A 16,322-nucleotide genomic window follows, 5' to 3' on the forward strand; every position below is an offset into this window, starting at 1 on the left:
GGTTAGCGAAACGGCATAACGTGCATACTGTGTCGCCCGTTATGCCGGGCGGGCGGCGGCGTGCTGCCCGCCAGCCATTTGGGAAAATCGCGCAGCGGCATCGGCTTTGCGTACAAAAAGCCTTGCAATAAATGTACGCCGTGTCGGCGTAAATGCTGTGCCTGCGCCTGTGTTTCAACGCCTTCCGCCACCAGTTCGATATTCAGTTTTTTCCCCAGAGCGATAATGATGTCTGTGACGGTTGAGTTCACGGCGTCTGTCCCGATTGCCGAGGTAAATGATTTATCAATCTTCAGCACATCCGGGCGAAGCTTTTCCAGCCAGGAGAGCGAGCTGTTGCCGGTGCCGAAATCGTCAATTGCCAGCTTTACGCCAAGCCGATTTAACTCGCGCACGACCCGATAATCCACATCCAGTAACGCATCGCGCTCGGTGAGTTCGATAACCAACTGCTGAATAGGGTGCTGGCTGAACCAGTACTGGTTGAGATCTTTTAGCAGCGTACCGTTACGAAAATGGCTGGCGGCAACATTAATCCCAATATGAAACTGGCTGCTCATCGGAAATACGTGCCGTTGCTGAATGGTTTCTGCGATGACATGACGGGTAAGCGGCACAATCAGGTTGTGCTCCTCTGCGATGGGAATAAACACTTCGGGAGAGATCCAACCCTGGCGCGGGTTATTCCAGCGTAAAAGGATTTCCACTCCCATACATTGCTGGGTTTGCGCATTAAGTAGCGGCTGGCAAAACAGCTCGAATTCCCGTGCAGCAAGGGCCAGATTTATCTCCCAGGAGAAGCTCATTCTGCTGGCGGTCGCCAGCCATGCCAGGTAGCCCACTAAAAAACTTAGGATCACCGCCAGCGGCAGTTGTGTTGGTAGATGTTTTATAGCCAGTTCGCTGGCACCCGGACCGGTGACGCTGATAGTAAAGGGGAAATGTTGCGATGAGAGCTGGTAGCGTTTTTCATTATCCAGTTCAGGTAGCGTATCGACAACACCCTGTCCATATAGCAAATGGCGATTACCGACGGTTAAGCTGGCATGGGTAATTTGCGGTGGCTGGGGTTCAAGCAACATGGACGATAATAAATCAATATTCACGATTTCCAGCACGCCATCTGAGCCATCGGCAGATGCTGGATACCATTGCGTCAGAATCGGACTGCCCTTAATCAACGAATGGTCGGTAGACAGCAGCAATTGCGGCTCCCGACTGGGTAATTCAGGCTCCAGTTGGCGAATAGGCACATTGCGATAGCCAAAAATGCTGGAACAATAAAGGACCCCGCTCTGAATCAGGCTGATAGAACGTACCGTTTGCAGTCTGGCTGCATGCTTACTCAGAGGTAAACGCGCGACTGAGCAGGGAAGCCCAATCAGCGGTAGCAGTACATCGCGTCCGGTCTGTAGGGGCAAAAGCACGTCATCCAACTCTTCAACGGCGTGGTTGGCAAAGGTAACGGTATTGCGATGATTTAAATTACGCTCCGAAATAAATCGGACAGTTAATGTGAGAATGAGCGTCAGTAGTGCACATAGTGTGCAGACGATTAAGCGATTCCGGCGATAGTTCTTGATGATCCTTTGCGCTGTTTGCATGCGGGCCGCCCGATAAGCCGTTGGTCACAGTAGCCAACAGCAACAGAGCAAGTGTAGTGGGGAAAATTACGCCAGACGAGGGAGAGGGGGCAAATTCGCCCATCCGTCGCAGATGGGCGAAAAATAAGTATTAGTCACATTGAACTTTGATTGCCAGGCCACCGCGTGACGTTTCACGGTACTTGGCGTTCATGTCTTTACCTGTTTCGTACATGGTCTCAATGACTTTATCCAGCGAGACGCGCGGAGCGCTGGTACGGCGCATTGCCATACGCGCAGCGTTGATCGCCTTCACTGACGCAATGGCATTACGTTCGATGCACGGAACCTGTACCTGTCCCGCCACCGGATCGCAGGTTAAGCCGAGGTTATGTTCCATGCCGATTTCAGCAGCAACACACACCTGCTCAGGGCTCGCGCCTAACAGTTCAGCCAGACCCGCGGCAGCCATGGAACAGGCTACGCCCACTTCACCCTGACAACCCACTTCTGCACCAGAGATAGACGCGTTCATTTTATACAACGCGCCAATCGCGCCGGCCGCCAGGAAATAACGGGTATAGATATCCGGGCTGACGGACTCGATGAAATGATCGTAATAGGCCAGTACCGCAGGCACGATACCGCAGGCACCGTTGGTTGGCGCAGTGACTACGCGACCACCCGCGGCATTTTCTTCGTTAACGGCCAGCGCGAACATGTTCACCCAGTCGATCACGTTCATCGGATCGTTGGACAGCTTGTCGCTGGAAACCAGCATACGACGCAGGGCTGAAGCACGACGAGGAACGCGCAGCGGACCCGGCAGCACGCCTTCGGTGTTCATACCACGATCGATACAAGCCTGCATGGTTTGCCAGACGTTACCAAAGTACTCTTCAATCTCTTTCTTACTGTGCAGAGCAAGTTCGTTCTGCATCGCCATGCCAGAGAGAGACAGGCCGGTGCTGTTGCAGTATTCCAGCATTTCGGTGGCGGATTTGAACGGATAAGGCACACTGACCTCGCCCGCGGCATCCTGACCAAAATGTTCTTCATCAACGATGAATCCACCGCCGATAGAGTAGTAGGTTTTGCTGTAAATGACGGTTTCGCCACTGTACGCGTGGATCTGCATTCCGTTTTCATGCAGCGGCAGGTTGCCGTTGTGAAAACGCATTCCGTCATTCTGCGGGAAATCCACTTCGTGCTGGCCCTGCGCAAGCAGCAGGCGTCCACGCGTTTCTACGTCGCGGATAAATCCGGGGATGCTGTCAATATCTACGGTAGCAGGCTCATTGCCCGCCAGACCCATAATAATGGCGATATCGGTATGGTGACCTTTACCCGTGAGCGACAGTGAACCATACACGTCGACGGCGACACGAGTAACGCTGTCCAGTAATCCTTTTTCGACCAGGTCATCGACGAACTGTTTACCCGCCTTCATAGGCCCTACGGTATGGGAAGATGAGGGACCAATCCCCACCTTAAACATGTCGAATAGACTAATCACGATAATACTCCTACAGGGCGACTGGGGTTTCCAGTAACGATGTTATAACTGCGCATAGTGTAAGAGGGAACGCGGCGATCGGCTTAACTATTCACATGAATTAAACTAATAGATAACCGCGGTTTTACTAATGTTGTGACCTGAGTTTCAAGTTGTCTATGGTGTGCGTAAAGATAAGTATAGTCAGGGCTTGACGCCAATTTGCAGCGCCAGCTCACGAATTATTCCGGCGGTCATTCCCCAGACGAAATATTGCTCATACCAGGAAAGCCATACACGATGTGAATCGCCGCGACGGTAGATATCCAGCGGATGATAACGACCTAAATGCAGGGCTTGTGCCAGCGGCATTTCGAACACGGCGGAAACTTCATCAACACTTGCGCGATACGGCAAATTTGGCGGGATAATGCCTACCACCGGCGTGACCTGGAAACCGGTCACGCTGTCCACCGGCGGCAGAACGCCAATCACCTCCACGCAGGATGGTGGGATCGCCACTTCTTCCTGCGCTTCGCGAAGGGCGGCGGCAATTAACGAGGCATCGCTGCTATCCACCGCGCCGCCGGGAAAGGCGACCTGTCCGGCATGCTTGCGCAGATGAACGGAACGCTGAGTTAATAGTAACCCCGGCTGTGCACGACGCACGACGGGGATCAGTACGGCGGCCTGACGCTGGTTTAACGCAGTATGATTAACCTGCGGGCGCAGGAGTTGAAAGCGCGATAAAAAATCATCAAGCGTCAGGCTGCTGTATTCCACGTGTCAGTTCTCCAGTTGGTGCAAAATACGATTCACTTTATCAAACGTTTCCTGATACTCCGCATCTTCCTGGCTGTCCGCCACAATGCCACCGCCAGCGGAACAATAAATGCGTCCGTTGGTGGCTGTCAGCGTGCGAATGGTGATGCTGGTATCCATATTGCCGCAAAAGCTCAGATAGCCAATGCTACCGCACCAGGCGTTGCGTCTTTGCGGTTCCAGTTCGTCAATAATTTCCATTGCCCGCACTTTTGGCGCGCCGGTAATAGAGCCGCCGGGGAAGGCGGCACGCAGCAGGTCAGTGGCGTGCAATGACTCTGGCAGACGCGCGGTAATGGTGCTGACCAAATGATGAACGGCAGGGAACGGTTCGACAACGAACAGTTCCGGAACCTGTACCGAACCGGGTTCGGCAACGCGGCCGATATCATTACGCATTAAATCGACGATCATCAGGTTTTCCGCCTGATCCTTTGGGGAGTTCGCCAGTGATTGAGCCTGCAGACGATCGGCATCGGCATCTTCAAGTCTGGGCAGCGTGCCTTTAATCGGACGCGTCTGGATGTGCTGGTTTTCCAGCAGAATAAAACGCTCAGGTGAAAGGCTGAGAATCGCCCCTTCCTCAAGACGTAAAAATGCACTGAACGGGGCGCGGTTCTCATTGTTGAGACGTACAAACGCCAACCACTCATCGCCTTGATAATGCGCCTGAAAACGCTGGGCAAGATTGACCTGATAGCAATCGCCGCTGTGCAGATAACGCTGCACCTGACGGAACCTTTCACCATACTGCTCGCGGGTCATGTTTGACTGCCACGAGGATGTTAACGAAAACGGTTCGCGCACGGGTATCTGTTGATTTTCCAGCCAACGGCGTCGTGCCTGTACATCGGAGTGGCTAAGTAGCGACACCCTTTGCAACTGATGATCGACAATCAGCGCCCAATCGTAAATGCCAACCGCCATGTCCGGTAGCGTGATATCCTGTTCGGCTTCCGTTGGCAGAGATTCAAAACGACGGCCTAAGTCATAACCGAACAGACCCAATGCGCCTCCCTGGAAGGGAAAATCGGGATTATAATCGGGCTGAATAGTCAGCGATGTCAGCGCCGAACGTAAAACCGTCATCGGATCATCAACCGTTTGCATAGTGCCGTGATGGTCATGCACAACGGTCTCTTCTGCATGTGTGACCAGCGTGGTAATGGGGTCGGCGACCAGAATATCAAAGCGATTATGCGGATGGTCGGCATGGCCCGAATGCAAAAGCATTGCCCAGGGCTGGTGGCTTAATGTGGCAAAATAGTGCTCAGCGGCGTCCAGACGCCAGGGGAGTGTGATTACAGCGGGAGATAACGTCTTCATCAGTCCTGACTCGTTGCTACTTCACTGGCTATGTGCCGGGTAGCATGAAATAATTAGCGCTAATAATTTAGCAGGAGTTCACCATGATTGCAGGTTTACCTTCACTCACGCACGATCAGCAGCAACAGGCGGTTGAACGCATTCATGAACTGATATCCCAGGGGATGAGCAGTGGCGAGGCGATTACGAAAGTGGCTGCTGAATTACGCGCCAGTCATACCGGCGAGCGGATCGTGGCGCGTTTTGAAGATGAAGACGAATAACGCCGCTTATACCGCAGCGATAATCTTAATTTCAACTTTGTATTTCGGGTTCATTAACCCGGCCTGAACGGTACAACGTACCGGCGCGTGACCAGCAACAACCCATGCGTCCCAGGCTTTGTTCATGGCGGCAAAATCATTTTTGTCCGCCAGGAACAGGGTGGCATCAAGAATACGTGACTTGCTGCTGCCCTGTTTTTCCAGCACCGCATCAATTTGCGCCAGCGTATTTGCCGTTTGCTCAAAGGCGTCGGCATCCAGATTTTCCGGTACGCCGGTGTAATACAACGTGTTGTTGTGGATAACCACGTCGGACCAACGCGCTTCGGCATCAATGCGCACAATCGTCATAAATCATTCCTCATTTACGTTTTTTCATAATGGCTTCGGGTTGCGCCAAGACTGCCATAATGTTGTGTCCACGTCACCTCTTCAACTGGCGAAAGAGACGCTGGCCTGACATAATCCCTGTTCAAATGAACAGGGGGCAGTGTGACGGACGATTTTGCAGCAGACGGTCAGTTGGCTAAAGCGATACCCGGTTTTAAACCGCGTGAACCACAGCGGCAGATGGCCTTCGCCGTCAGTCATGCTATCGAAAAATCACAGCCGCTTGTTGTCGAAGCCGGAACAGGAACGGGTAAAACCTACGCTTATCTTGCCCCCGCGCTGCGTGCCGGAAAGAAAGTGATCGTCTCCACGGGCTCGAAGGCGTTGCAGGATCAGCTATACAGCCGCGATTTACCCACAGTAGCGAAGGCTCTGGAATTCACGGGTAAACTGGCGCTACTGAAAGGGCGTTCAAACTATCTGTGTCTTGAGCGTCTCGAACAACAGGCGCTGGCGGGCGGTGACCTGCCGGTACAGACTTTAAGTGACGTCATTCTGCTACGCTCCTGGTCAAATCAAACCCTTGATGGTGACATCAGCACCTGCGTCAGCGTGGCGGAAGACTCTCAGGCCTGGCCGCTGGTGACGAGCACAAATGATAATTGCCTTGGGAGCGACTGCCCGCTGTACAAAGAGTGCTTTGTCGTTAAAGCGCGCAAGAAGGCGATGGATGCAGATGTCGTCGTGGTAAACCACCATCTGTTTCTCGCTGATATGGTGGTGAAAGAGAGTGGGTTTGGCGAGCTGATCCCGGAAGCTGAAGTGATGATCTTCGATGAAGCGCATCAGTTACCGGATATCGCCAGCCAGTATTTTGGTCAATCGCTCTCCAGTCGCCAACTGCTGGATCTGGCGAAAGACATCACCATTGCCTATCGCACCGAGCTGAAAGACACTCAGCAGCTTCAAAAATGCGCCGACCGACTGGCGCAAAGCGCGCAGGACTTCCGCCTGCAGCTGGGCGAGCCGGGCTATCGAGGAAACTTGCGGGAACTGCTGGCCGACCCGCGCGTGCAGCGCGCGTTTTTGTTGCTCGATGACACGCTGGAGCTGTGTTACGACGTGGCGAAACTGTCTCTCGGACGTTCCGCCTTGCTGGATGCCGCGTTTGAACGTGCCACGCTTTACCGTACTCGTCTGAAGCGCCTGAAAGAGATCAACCAGCCAGGTTTCAGCTACTGGTATGAATGCACCTCGCGCCATTTCACCCTTGCGCTGACGCCGCTCACGGTGGCGGATAAATTCAAAGAAGTGATGGAACAGAAGCCGGGCTGCTGGATTTTTACCTCCGCGACGCTGTCGGTAAACGATGATCTTCATCATTTCACCGCGCGGCTGGGTATTGAAGATGCCGAGTCGATGCTGCTGCCAAGCCCATTTGATTACACCCGCCAGGCGCTGCTGTGCGTGCCGCGTAATCTCCCGCAAACCAACCAACCGGGAGCGGCGCGTCAGCTGGCATCCATGCTGCGTCCCATTATCGAAGCGAACAACGGTCGCTGCTTTATGCTGTGTACCTCGCACGCGATGATGCGCGATCTGGCGGAACAATTCCGCGCCACCATGACCCTTCCCGTGCTGCTGCAGGGCGAAACCAGTAAAGGGCAACTGTTACAGCAGTTTGTCAGCGCAGGTAATGCGTTACTGGTTGCCACCAGCAGCTTCTGGGAAGGGGTGGACGTGCGTGGCGATACGTTGTCGCTGGTGATTATTGATAAACTGCCGTTCACCTCGCCCGACGATCCGCTGTTAAAAGCACGGATGGAGGACTGCCGTTTGCGCGGCGGCGATCCGTTTGAAGACGTTCAGTTGCCGGATGCGGTAATCACCCTGAAACAGGGCGTGGGGCGTCTGATTCGTGACGCCGACGACCGCGGGGTGCTGGTGATTTGCGACAACCGTCTGGTGATGCGACCTTATGGTGCCACTTTCCTGGCAAGCCTTCCGCCTGCGCCGCGGACGCGTGATATTGCTCGCGCTGTTCGTTTTCTTGCCATACCAACGACTGAGTAATTTGTTACGGAGTGTGGTAAGATGCGCGCCAAATTTATTGACCTGATCACAAACACCCATGCGAATTCTGGCTATCGATACCGCCACAGAGGCGTGCTCTGTTGCCCTGTGGAATGACGGTACTACCAAGGCTCATTTCGAGCTTTGCCCACGAGAACACACCCAACGAATTTTACCAATGGTCGAGGAAATCCTGGCCGCTGGCGATCTCACGTTAACCGATATCGACGCTCTGGCGTTTGGTCGCGGTCCTGGCAGTTTCACCGGTGTACGTATTGGGATTGGCATTGCTCAGGGGCTGGCGTTAGGCGCGAATTTACCGATGATCGGCATTTCCACCCTGGCAACAATGGCGCAGGGAGCCTGGCGTAAGTCGGGCGCGACCCGCGTACTGGCCGCGATCGACGCGCGAATGGGCGAAGTCTATTGGGCCGAATACCTGCGTGATGAGAACGGCAACTGGCACGGTGAAGAAACCGAAGCGGTGCTAACCCCCGAGCAGGTGCATGCGCGTTTACTGCAACTGTCTGGCGAGTGGGTAACGGTCGGAACGGGCTGGCCTGCCTGGCCTGAGCTCGGTAAAGACAGCGGTCTGACGCTGAGCGATGGCGACGTTTTGCTTCCGGCGGCTGAAGATATGCTGCCTGTTGCCACGCAAATGCTGGCTGCCGGTAAGACCGTGGCGGTTGAACATGCGGAACCGGTTTATTTACGTAACACCGTGGCATGGAAGAAACTTCCCGGTAAAGAATGAATCTTAGTAGTACATCCCCGGTTAATTCGCACAGCCGTCAGTGCGCAGCATTGTGAATTGGTCGGGGCAGAAGCTAAGAAAAGGGAGTCGCAATATGGCGGTGCAAAAGCAGTTATTGAAAGGTCTGTTGGCGGGCGCATTCGCGTTAATGCTTAGCGGTTGTGTCACCATCCCGGACGCGATTAAAGGTTCGAGCCCTACGCCGCAGCAGGATCTGGTCCGGGTGATGAATGCGCCACAGCTGTATGTCGGACAGGAAGCGCGTTTCGGCGGTAAAGTGGTGGATATTCAGAACCAGCAGGGGAAATCCCGTCTGGAAATTGCCACTGTTCCTCTTGATAGCGGGGCGCGACCGGTGCTGGGCGAAGCCTCCCGCGGGCGAATTTATGCTGATGTAAATGGTTTCCTCGACCCGGTGGACTTCCGCGGTCAACTGGTTACCGTCGTCGGTCCGATTAGCGGTACTGTGGATGGAAAAATCGGTAATACACCATATAAATTCATGCTGATGCAGGTAACTGGCTATAAACGCTGGCATATTACTCAGCAAATTGTTATGCCGCCTCAGCCGATCGACCCCTGGTTCTACGGTGCGCGTGGCTGGCCTTACGGTGGCTACGGCGGATGGGGATGGTACAATCCCGGCCCGGCACAGGTTCAGACCATAGTAACTGAGTAACTCTTTGTTTTATGAGTAAAAGAAACAGCGGCTCGTCCGCTGTTTCTGCATTAACGTGGATATAAGAAAAATAAATAGTGACGTGCTTCGCAACCTTGTCGTTGTGTAATAAACAAACTGGTACGCTGAGTTAATATTATGTTAACAGTTTGTTTATTGCCTGGGGTTGTGATGACGACGAATACGCATTTTAGAGGTGATGTATTGAAAAAGGTTTGGCTTAACCGTTATCCCGCTGGTGTTCCTGCGGAGATCAATCCTGACCGTTATCAATCCCTGGTGGAACTCTTTGAACACTCAGTAAGACGGTATGCCGATCAGCCCGCGTTTGTAAACATGGGGGAGGTGATGACCTTCCGCAAGCTTGAAGAGCGTAGCCGGGCATTTGCGGCCTATTTGCAACAGGGACTCGGGCTGAAGAAGGGCGATCGCGTCGCGCTGATGATGCCGAACCTGCTGCAATATCCGGTCGCACTGTTTGGGATTTTACGTGCCGGCATGATCGTCGTGAACGTGAACCCGCTGTACACGCCTCGCGAGCTGGAACATCAGCTCAACGACAGCGGCGCGTCGGCGATTGTCATCGTGTCTAACTTTGCCCACACGCTGGAAAAAGTCGTCGACAAAACGTCGGTGCAACACGTGATCCTGACGCGTATGGGCGATCAGCTGTCGACCGCCAAAGGGACGTTGGTTAACTTTGTCGTCAAGTATATCAAGCGTCTGGTGCCGAAATATCACCTGCCGGATGCCATCTCTTTTCGTAGCGCGCTGCAAAACGGTTATCGCATGCAGTATGTGAAACCCGAAGTGGTGTCGGAAGATCTGGCGTTCCTGCAATATACCGGGGGGACTACCGGTGTGGCGAAGGGCGCGATGCTTACGCACCGTAACATGCTGGCTAACCTTGAGCAGGTTAACGCCACGTATGGCCCGTTGCTGCATCCGGGTAAAGAACTGGTGGTGACGGCCCTACCGCTGTATCACATTTTTGCACTGACGATGAACTGCCTGCTGTTTATTGAGCTGGGCGGTCAAAACCTGCTGATTACCAACCCGCGTGATATTCCGGGACTGGTAAAAGAGCTGGCGAAGTATCCGTTCACCGCCATGACCGGCGTCAACACGCTGTTTAACGCGCTGCTGAATAACAAAGAGTTCCAACAACTGGACTTCTCGTCACTGCACCTTTCGGCTGGCGGCGGGATGCCGGTTCAACAGGCGGTAGCTGAACGTTGGGTAAAGCTGACCGGTCAGTATCTGCTGGAAGGCTATGGCCTGACGGAGTGTGCCCCTCTGGTGAGCGTCAACCCTCATGATATCGACTACCACAGCGGCAGTATCGGGTTACCGGTTCCTTCCACCGAGGTCAAACTGGTGGATGACGACGATAACGAAGTGCCGCCGGGAGAACCGGGCGAACTGTGCGTGAAAGGTCCGCAAGTGATGCTGGGCTACTGGCAGCGACCAGACGCCACCGACGAAATCGTTAAAGACGGCTGGCTGCACACCGGCGATATTGCGGTGATGGATGATGAAGGCTTCCTGCGTATTGTCGATCGTAAGAAAGATATGATCCTGGTGTCCGGCTTCAACGTCTATCCAAATGAAATTGAAGACGTGGTTATGCAACATCCTGGCGTACAGGAAGTGGCTGCGGTCGGCGTTCCGTCGGGCAGCAGCGGTGAAGCGGTGAAAATTTTCGTGGTGAAGAAAGATGCCTCGTTAACTGATGAGGTGCTTATCACTTTCTGCCGTCGTCACCTGACGGGCTATAAAGTACCGAAGCTGGTGGAGTTTCGCGACGAATTGCCGAAATCTAACGTCGGTAAAATTTTGCGACGAGAATTACGTGACGAAGCGCGCGCCAAAGTGGACAATAAAGGCTGAGCGTTAAGTCAGCCAGCAGAAAACGCCGGGTAAACCGGCGTTTTTTTTGGCGCAAACCTAAGAGAGCACGATTTGAATTATCAAATGATCACCACGGACGACGCGTTAGCCACGCTGTGCGAAGCCGTCCGTGAATTTCCGGCGATAGCCCTGGATACCGAATTTGTTCGCACACGTACCTATTATCCGCAGTTGGGGCTGATCCAACTCTTTGATGGCAAACACGTTGCTCTGATTGATCCACTAGGGATCACCGACTGGTCGCCCCTGCGCGATATTCTGCGTGATACCACCATCACCAAATTCCTGCATGCGGGAAGTGAAGACCTGGAAGTGTTTCTCAACGCTTTTGGCGAACTTCCGCAGCCGTTAATTGACACACAAATCCTGGCTGCGTTTTGCGGTCGTCCGCTGTCGTGGGGCTTCGCCTCGATGGTGGAAGAGTTTACGGGTGTGGCGCTCGACAAAAGCGAATCGCGTACCGACTGGCTGGCCAGACCGCTGACCGAGCGTCAGTGCGAATACGCGGCGGCTGACGTCTGGTATCTGTTACCGATCACCACAAAACTGATGGCTGAAACCGAAGCCAGCGGCTGGCTGCCAGCCGCGCTGGACGAATGCCGCTTAATGCAACAGCGTCGCCAGGAGATTCTGGCGCCAGAAGACGCCTGGCGTGACATCACCAACGCATGGCAACTGCGCACCCGTCAGCTAGCCTGCCTGCAATTGCTTGCCGACTGGCGACTGCGTAAAGCACGCGAGCGCGATCTGGCGGTAAACTTCGTGGTGCGTGAAGAGCACCTGTGGGCGGTGGCGCGTTATATGCCGGGCAGCCTGGGTGAACTGGATAGCCTGGGTCTTTCCGGGAGCGAAATTCGTTTCCACGGTAAAACGCTGATCGCCCTGGTGGAAAAGGCCCAGGCTTTACCGGAAGAGTCGCTACCGCAGCCGCTGCTGAATTTGATGGATATGCCAGGGTATCGCAAGGCGTTCAAAGCCATCAAAGCGCTGGTTGCCGAGGTGAGTGCGGAACATAATCTCAGCGTCGAACTGCTTGCTTCGCGTCGCCAGATCAACCAGTTGCTCAACTGGCACTGGAAATTAAAGCCGCAGCAATCCCTGCCAGAGCTGGTTTCCGGCTGGCGTGGCGAATTGATGTCCGATCGCCTCAACGCGCTGCTGCAGGAATACCCGCAGTAAGTCACCAGGCTCGCCGGGTCGCGCGTTTGCTGACCCGGCCTGCGCAACGCTACAGATCGAGCACCAGGCGCTTACCTTTGGCGCGCGAGCAGCAGATGAGCATGCTTTGCTGGCTGGCTTTTTCGTCGTCGCTGAAATACTGATCGCGGTGATCCGCTTCCCCTTCGAGAATCGTCGTTTCGCAGGTGCCGCAAACACCTTCCCGGCACAGGCACTCAACCCGGGCGGCTTTGTTATTTTCGATAACCTGCAAAATGGTCATCTCTTCCGGGACCACAAACTCGCGCCCGGAACGCGCCAGCACCAGGGTGAAGGCGTCGCCGCCTTTCTCTTCCACGGCAAATTGTTCGAAATGTAGCGTATTGCTGTCCAGCCCAAGGCGGGAAGCCGCTTCTCTGACAGCATCGTTGAGCACCGCAGGGCCACAGGTGTAGATATGCGTGCCGGGTTCAACATCTGCCAGCAGACGGGCTAAATCGAGGCGGGTGCCTGCGTTCGACAGGTGCAGATGAATGCGATCGGCGCTGGGGTGTTGCATGAGTTCGTCATGAAACGCGCAGGTCTCCTGGCTGGGAGAGCAATAGTGCAGTTGCCATTGCGTCTGAGATTGTTCCAGCTCCGGGAGTTGCGATAAAAACGGTGTGATGCCGATACCTCCGGCAATCAACAGATGTTTTTGTGCCTGAGGGGCGAGGGCGAAGAGATTATTTGGTGTGGAGATCGTGAGCGTGTCGCCGGGCTTCACGTTTTGATGCAGGTATCGTGAGCCGCCTTTGGACGCTTCCTCCAGGCGTACGGCGATTTTATAGGCGCGCGTATCGCGTGGTGAACTCATCAGCGAGTACGCATTGCTGTACAGGTTCTCGCCATCGCGCATCTGCACGATAATATGGCTGCCACCCTGAAACGCAGGCAGCGACTCGCCTGAGGTCGCCGTTAAGGTGAAGCATTTTACCTGCGCGGTAATCGTCTCAATCCGGCTGACCCGGACTTCTTGCATTTGATAATCAGACATTGCGGCCTCCCTAAAAAATCTGTCCGACGCGCCTCAGCGACGCGCCGGAACCTGTCGTAACAGCCCCGGGTTATTCCTGAAAAACCTGGGCGACCAGATTATGGAAATGGGCAATGCCATGCTCGGAGATGCCGCTGCCGCTGGTGTCCGCCATAATGCGTCCCTGGCCGCGATACCCGCGCGATTTCAGCCCTTTTTGTACGCTTTCAACCAGACGTAAATCTTCAGGACGAAAGACGTTGCGATACCATTCGATCAGTTGTTTCTGCTCTTCGGTCAGCTCTTCGTTGGTGAAGTAGATGTCATAGTTTTGCAGCGTGGTTTCCGCATCTACCGGGAATTCGTAGATAACGGTCATCATGCCTTTGATTGGCGTCACGTTGAGCATGGTACACGGCCACAGCCAGAAACCGTGGAAGGCGGCATCAACCCCTTCTTCGAACTTAAATGACTGCTCTGAAGGTTTGGCGAAACCGTATTGCAGCGTCCAGTTGCCGTGCATGGTATGCCAGTAACGGTCAACCTGGACCGAGTCGGAAAAACCTGGATGGGCCGGACCGCAGTGGTAGCACTCCAGATAGTTATCGACAATATTCTTCCAGTTGGCTGGGGTACGAGTCGTAAAGCGCGCAGCAAGTTTCAGGTCATGCACGTCTGGGCAGGCTTCGATAACTTTGTCCGCAAGACCAGGGAGTTGTTCTTCCACGCTGCCCGCATTCGGATCCATGTTTATAAACACGAATCCGGCATATTCTTCCAGGCGTACCGGTGTAAGGTGCGCTTTTTCGCTGTCGAAGTTGGCGACGTTTTCGCAGTTACGCGCATGCGCCAGATTACCGTCAAGTTTGAATGCCCATGCGTGGTAAGGGCAGGTAATCACATTTTTCGCTTTCCCCTCGCCGCTCAACAGCTGATGACCGCGATGCGGGCAGACGTTGTAGAATGCCCGCAGCACGTTATCGCGCCCACGTACCAGCACGATATTCTCGCCAATCACTTCTCGGGTAACATAATCATTGGGTTTCGCCAGTTCGCTACTGTGGGCGACGCAAATCCAGCTTTTAGCGAACACCTTTTCTTGTTCGTGTTCGAAAGCCTGATGGTCGGTATAAAACCGGGCCGGGATAGTCCAGGCATCCTGCGGGTTGGCACAGAAATTTTGCGGCAGAATAAACTCAGGGCTCAGATTGCTCATTGGAATACCTTTAATTTGTGAGTAAGAGGATTTTTGTACTGGCGCTTAATTGTCGCCTTTGAGTAGTGTCCCGGCCGGTGGCGCGACCGGGACGTCAACTGGCGCTTCGGGAAGATGACTTTCAATTTGATGCGCAGGAACGTGGGCGTAGTCCTGCCGTACCCAGCGCAGAAAACCGCCAACCTTCACCAACAGGATGGCGAGGAATGGAAGAGCGGTCAGAACCACCGTGGTCTTCATGGTTTCCAGGGACGCGCCGGTGAACAAAATCGATAATGGGATCAGGGTGATAACCACGCACCAGAACAGACGAAGACTGCGCTGCGGATCTTCCCCTTCCTGCAGGTTGCGCGTGCTGGTGGCCGCCATGGTGAAGGCCACAGCATCCATGTGTGAGGCGAGGAATATAATCATGATCGCCAGATACGCCACCAGAAACAGTTTCCCGGCAGGCAACGACATCAACACTTGCTGTACGGCCGTCTCACCGCCCAGCGTCGCCATAACCTGCGGTACGTCGATCACGCCGTTCACAAACTGGTGAATGGAGTAGCTTTCCATCACGCCAAAGAAGAACCAGCAACCAACAGTGCTACCGAGGATTAATGCCCAGATAACCTCTTTGATTTTGCGACCACGGGATACGCGAGTGACAAACATTGCCACGCCCGGCGTGTAGGAGATCCACCACAGCCAGTAGAACACCGTCCAGTTACGGGTGAACTCACCGTTGCCAAGCGGGTCGGTGAAGAGGCTCATTTGCAAAAAATTTTGTGTCGTCAGGCCGATGGCGTTGATGATGTTGTTGGTGATGAACTCGGTCGGGCCGACGATCAGCACCAGCAGCGGCAGTAAAAACGCCCCCCAGCCGACCATTTTGCTCAGACGTTGCAAACCGTTATTGATGCCAATCCAGGAGCTCAGGCAGAAAATGCCGCCAGAGAACAGGATCACAAACGCCTGCACCGTGAAGTTATCCGGTAACCCCGTCAGGGCAGACAAACCGCGGGTAAAGGTGGCAGCGGTGACGACCAGAGAGATAGTTAACGCGCCAACTGTCGCGATCAGGAACATCAGGTCAACCAGGCGACCCCAGACACCCTGCGGATGCACGCCGGTAATAGCGGCGATAATCCCGGACAGGCTCAGTCCTTTGTTTTTACGCACATGGAAGTGGTAGGCCATGGTTAATGAGGCCAACGTGTAGGTCGCCCATGCGCTGATCCCCCAATGGAAAAAGGAATAGGGCAGGCTGTATTCCAGCGCTTTTTGCGAGTGCGGCGCGATATTCAGACCCGGGGTCTGGTAATAATAGGCCCACTCAGCAACGCCCCAGTAGAGCGTGGAGGAGCCTAATCCGGCGCATATAAACATAAACAGCCAGGAGAGCGTGCTGTATTCCGTTTTACCTTCTCCCAGACGGATGTTGCCGTATTTGCTGGTAGCCAGCCAGACGACCAGACCCATAGCCATCAGAACGAGGATCTGCACGGCGGAACCCAGCATCCGGGTAACGCCGTTAAAAAGGGTATTTGCGACTTGTGCAGACTGCTGAGGGAAGAGACTAAGTGTGGCGGCGATGAAAAGAATAGCCACCAGGCTGATGGCTATCAGCGGCATGTCTTTTTTCTTGACGTTGCTCAACATGGGATCTCCTGGGCACAGTTGCCCGCGTATGGCATTAGCCTGTCGTTGTT

Annotated in this window: 14 protein-coding genes; 6 read left to right on the forward strand and 8 right to left on the reverse strand. The window is 54.3% G+C overall.

Annotated elements, in window-relative coordinates; genetic code table 11:
- Positions 1 to 2 precede the first annotated feature (2 nt).
- The 4 genes from HV334_RS10975 to pabB form a co-directional block, all read right to left on the reverse strand.
- Positions 3 to 1,604 carry an EAL domain-containing protein gene (locus tag HV334_RS10975; RefSeq protein ID WP_019076975.1) on the reverse strand — a complete coding sequence of 534 codons (1,602 nt, stop codon included), beginning with the start codon at positions 1,602 to 1,604 and terminating at the stop codon, positions 3 to 5.
- A gap of 130 nt (positions 1,605 to 1,734) precedes the next feature.
- Positions 1,735 to 3,099: an L-serine ammonia-lyase gene (gene sdaA, locus HV334_RS10980; protein ID WP_016153391.1), complete on the reverse strand. Its 1,365-nt coding sequence runs from the start codon at positions 3,097 to 3,099 to the stop codon at positions 1,735 to 1,737.
- Between the two features lie 183 nt (positions 3,100 to 3,282).
- Positions 3,283 to 3,861, reverse strand: coding sequence for a CoA pyrophosphatase (locus tag HV334_RS10985; protein WP_016153390.1), 579 nt, complete (start codon positions 3,859 to 3,861; stop codon positions 3,283 to 3,285).
- 3 nt (positions 3,862 to 3,864) lie between these two features.
- Positions 3,865 to 5,226, reverse strand: a complete 1,362-nt coding sequence (pabB, locus tag HV334_RS10990) for an aminodeoxychorismate synthase component 1 (RefSeq protein WP_181221710.1) — start codon at positions 5,224 to 5,226, stop codon at positions 3,865 to 3,867.
- Between the two features lie 83 nt (positions 5,227 to 5,309).
- Here pabB and HV334_RS10995 point away from each other — a divergent pair, with 83 nt between their 5' ends.
- On the forward strand, positions 5,310 to 5,489 hold the full coding sequence (locus tag HV334_RS10995) for a YoaH family protein (RefSeq protein WP_016153388.1): 180 nt from the start codon (positions 5,310 to 5,312) through the stop codon (positions 5,487 to 5,489).
- Positions 5,490 to 5,495: 6 nt separating this feature from the next.
- Here HV334_RS10995 and HV334_RS11000 read toward each other — a convergent pair whose 3' ends face one another.
- Entirely contained in the window at positions 5,496 to 5,840 is a 345-nt protein-coding gene (locus HV334_RS11000; RefSeq protein ID WP_016153387.1) for a RidA family protein, read from the reverse strand.
- Between the two features lie 141 nt (positions 5,841 to 5,981).
- Here HV334_RS11000 and HV334_RS11005 point away from each other — a divergent pair, with 141 nt between their 5' ends.
- From HV334_RS11005 to rnd, 5 genes are all read left to right on the forward strand, one after another.
- Complete coding sequence (locus HV334_RS11005) at positions 5,982 to 7,892, forward strand: ATP-dependent DNA helicase (protein WP_016156792.1); 1,911 nt, start codon at positions 5,982 to 5,984, stop codon at positions 7,890 to 7,892.
- 58 nt (positions 7,893 to 7,950) lie between these two features.
- Positions 7,951 to 8,646, forward strand: coding sequence for a tRNA (adenosine(37)-N6)-threonylcarbamoyltransferase complex dimerization subunit type 1 TsaB (gene tsaB / locus HV334_RS11010; protein WP_047500618.1), 696 nt, complete (start codon positions 7,951 to 7,953; stop codon positions 8,644 to 8,646).
- Between the two features lie 94 nt (positions 8,647 to 8,740).
- Positions 8,741 to 9,325 (forward strand): Slp family lipoprotein, encoded by a 585-nt coding sequence (locus HV334_RS11015; RefSeq protein WP_053389065.1) that lies wholly within the window; start codon positions 8,741 to 8,743, stop codon positions 9,323 to 9,325.
- A gap of 204 nt (positions 9,326 to 9,529) precedes the next feature.
- Positions 9,530 to 11,215 (forward strand): long-chain-fatty-acid--CoA ligase FadD, encoded by a 1,686-nt coding sequence (fadD, locus tag HV334_RS11020; protein ID WP_141875278.1) that lies wholly within the window; start codon positions 9,530 to 9,532, stop codon positions 11,213 to 11,215.
- Positions 11,216 to 11,299: 84 nt separating this feature from the next.
- On the forward strand, positions 11,300 to 12,415 hold the full coding sequence (gene rnd / locus HV334_RS11025) for a ribonuclease D (RefSeq protein WP_047416608.1): 1,116 nt from the start codon (positions 11,300 to 11,302) through the stop codon (positions 12,413 to 12,415).
- Positions 12,416 to 12,464: 49 nt separating this feature from the next.
- Here the strand turns inward: rnd and HV334_RS11030 are convergent, their stop codons facing one another.
- The 3 genes from HV334_RS11030 to HV334_RS11040 all read right to left on the reverse strand — a co-directional run bounded on the left by HV334_RS11030 (position 12,465) and on the right by HV334_RS11040 (position 16,272).
- Entirely contained in the window at positions 12,465 to 13,430 is a 966-nt protein-coding gene (locus HV334_RS11030; protein ID WP_131405059.1) for a PDR/VanB family oxidoreductase, read from the reverse strand.
- A gap of 70 nt (positions 13,431 to 13,500) precedes the next feature.
- On the reverse strand, positions 13,501 to 14,625 hold the full coding sequence (gene yeaW / locus HV334_RS11035; RefSeq protein ID WP_003833746.1) for a carnitine monooxygenase, oxygenase subunit YeaW: 1,125 nt from the start codon (positions 14,623 to 14,625) through the stop codon (positions 13,501 to 13,503).
- A gap of 45 nt (positions 14,626 to 14,670) precedes the next feature.
- Positions 14,671 to 16,272 carry a BCCT family transporter gene (locus HV334_RS11040; RefSeq protein ID WP_181221712.1) on the reverse strand — a complete coding sequence of 534 codons (1,602 nt, stop codon included), beginning with the start codon at positions 16,270 to 16,272 and terminating at the stop codon, positions 14,671 to 14,673.
- Between the last annotated feature and the right edge of the window lie 50 nt (positions 16,273 to 16,322).

It is taken from the genome of Citrobacter sp. RHBSTW-00944 (assembly GCF_013615435.1).
In the GTDB taxonomy this organism is placed as follows: domain Bacteria; phylum Pseudomonadota; class Gammaproteobacteria; order Enterobacterales; family Enterobacteriaceae; genus Citrobacter; species Citrobacter braakii.

Excerpts from the sequence above, each read along its gene's own strand:
- tsaB (WP_047500618.1), top strand. The coding sequence starts at position 7,951 with ATGCGAATTCTGGCTATCGATACCGCCACAGAGGCGTGCTCTGTTGCC.
- rnd (WP_047416608.1), top strand. The coding sequence starts at position 11,300 with ATGATCACCACGGACGACGCGTTAGCCACGCTGTGCGAAGCCGTCCGT.
- HV334_RS11040 (WP_181221712.1), bottom strand. The coding sequence starts at position 16,272 with ATGTTGAGCAACGTCAAGAAAAAAGACATGCCGCTGATAGCCATCAGC.
- HV334_RS11030 (WP_131405059.1), bottom strand. The coding sequence starts at position 13,430 with ATGTCTGATTATCAAATGCAAGAAGTCCGGGTCAGCCGGATTGAGACG.
- HV334_RS10995 (WP_016153388.1), top strand. The coding sequence starts at position 5,310 with ATGATTGCAGGTTTACCTTCACTCACGCACGATCAGCAGCAACAGGCG.
- pabB (WP_181221710.1), bottom strand. The coding sequence starts at position 5,226 with ATGAAGACGTTATCTCCCGCTGTAATCACACTCCCCTGGCGTCTGGAC.
- HV334_RS11000 (WP_016153387.1), bottom strand. The coding sequence starts at position 5,840 with ATGACGATTGTGCGCATTGATGCCGAAGCGCGTTGGTCCGACGTGGTT.
- HV334_RS10975 (WP_019076975.1), bottom strand. The coding sequence starts at position 1,604 with ATGCAAACAGCGCAAAGGATCATCAAGAACTATCGCCGGAATCGCTTA.
- HV334_RS11015 (WP_053389065.1), top strand. The coding sequence starts at position 8,741 with ATGGCGGTGCAAAAGCAGTTATTGAAAGGTCTGTTGGCGGGCGCATTC.
- yeaW (WP_003833746.1), bottom strand. The coding sequence starts at position 14,625 with ATGAGCAATCTGAGCCCTGAGTTTATTCTGCCGCAAAATTTCTGTGCC.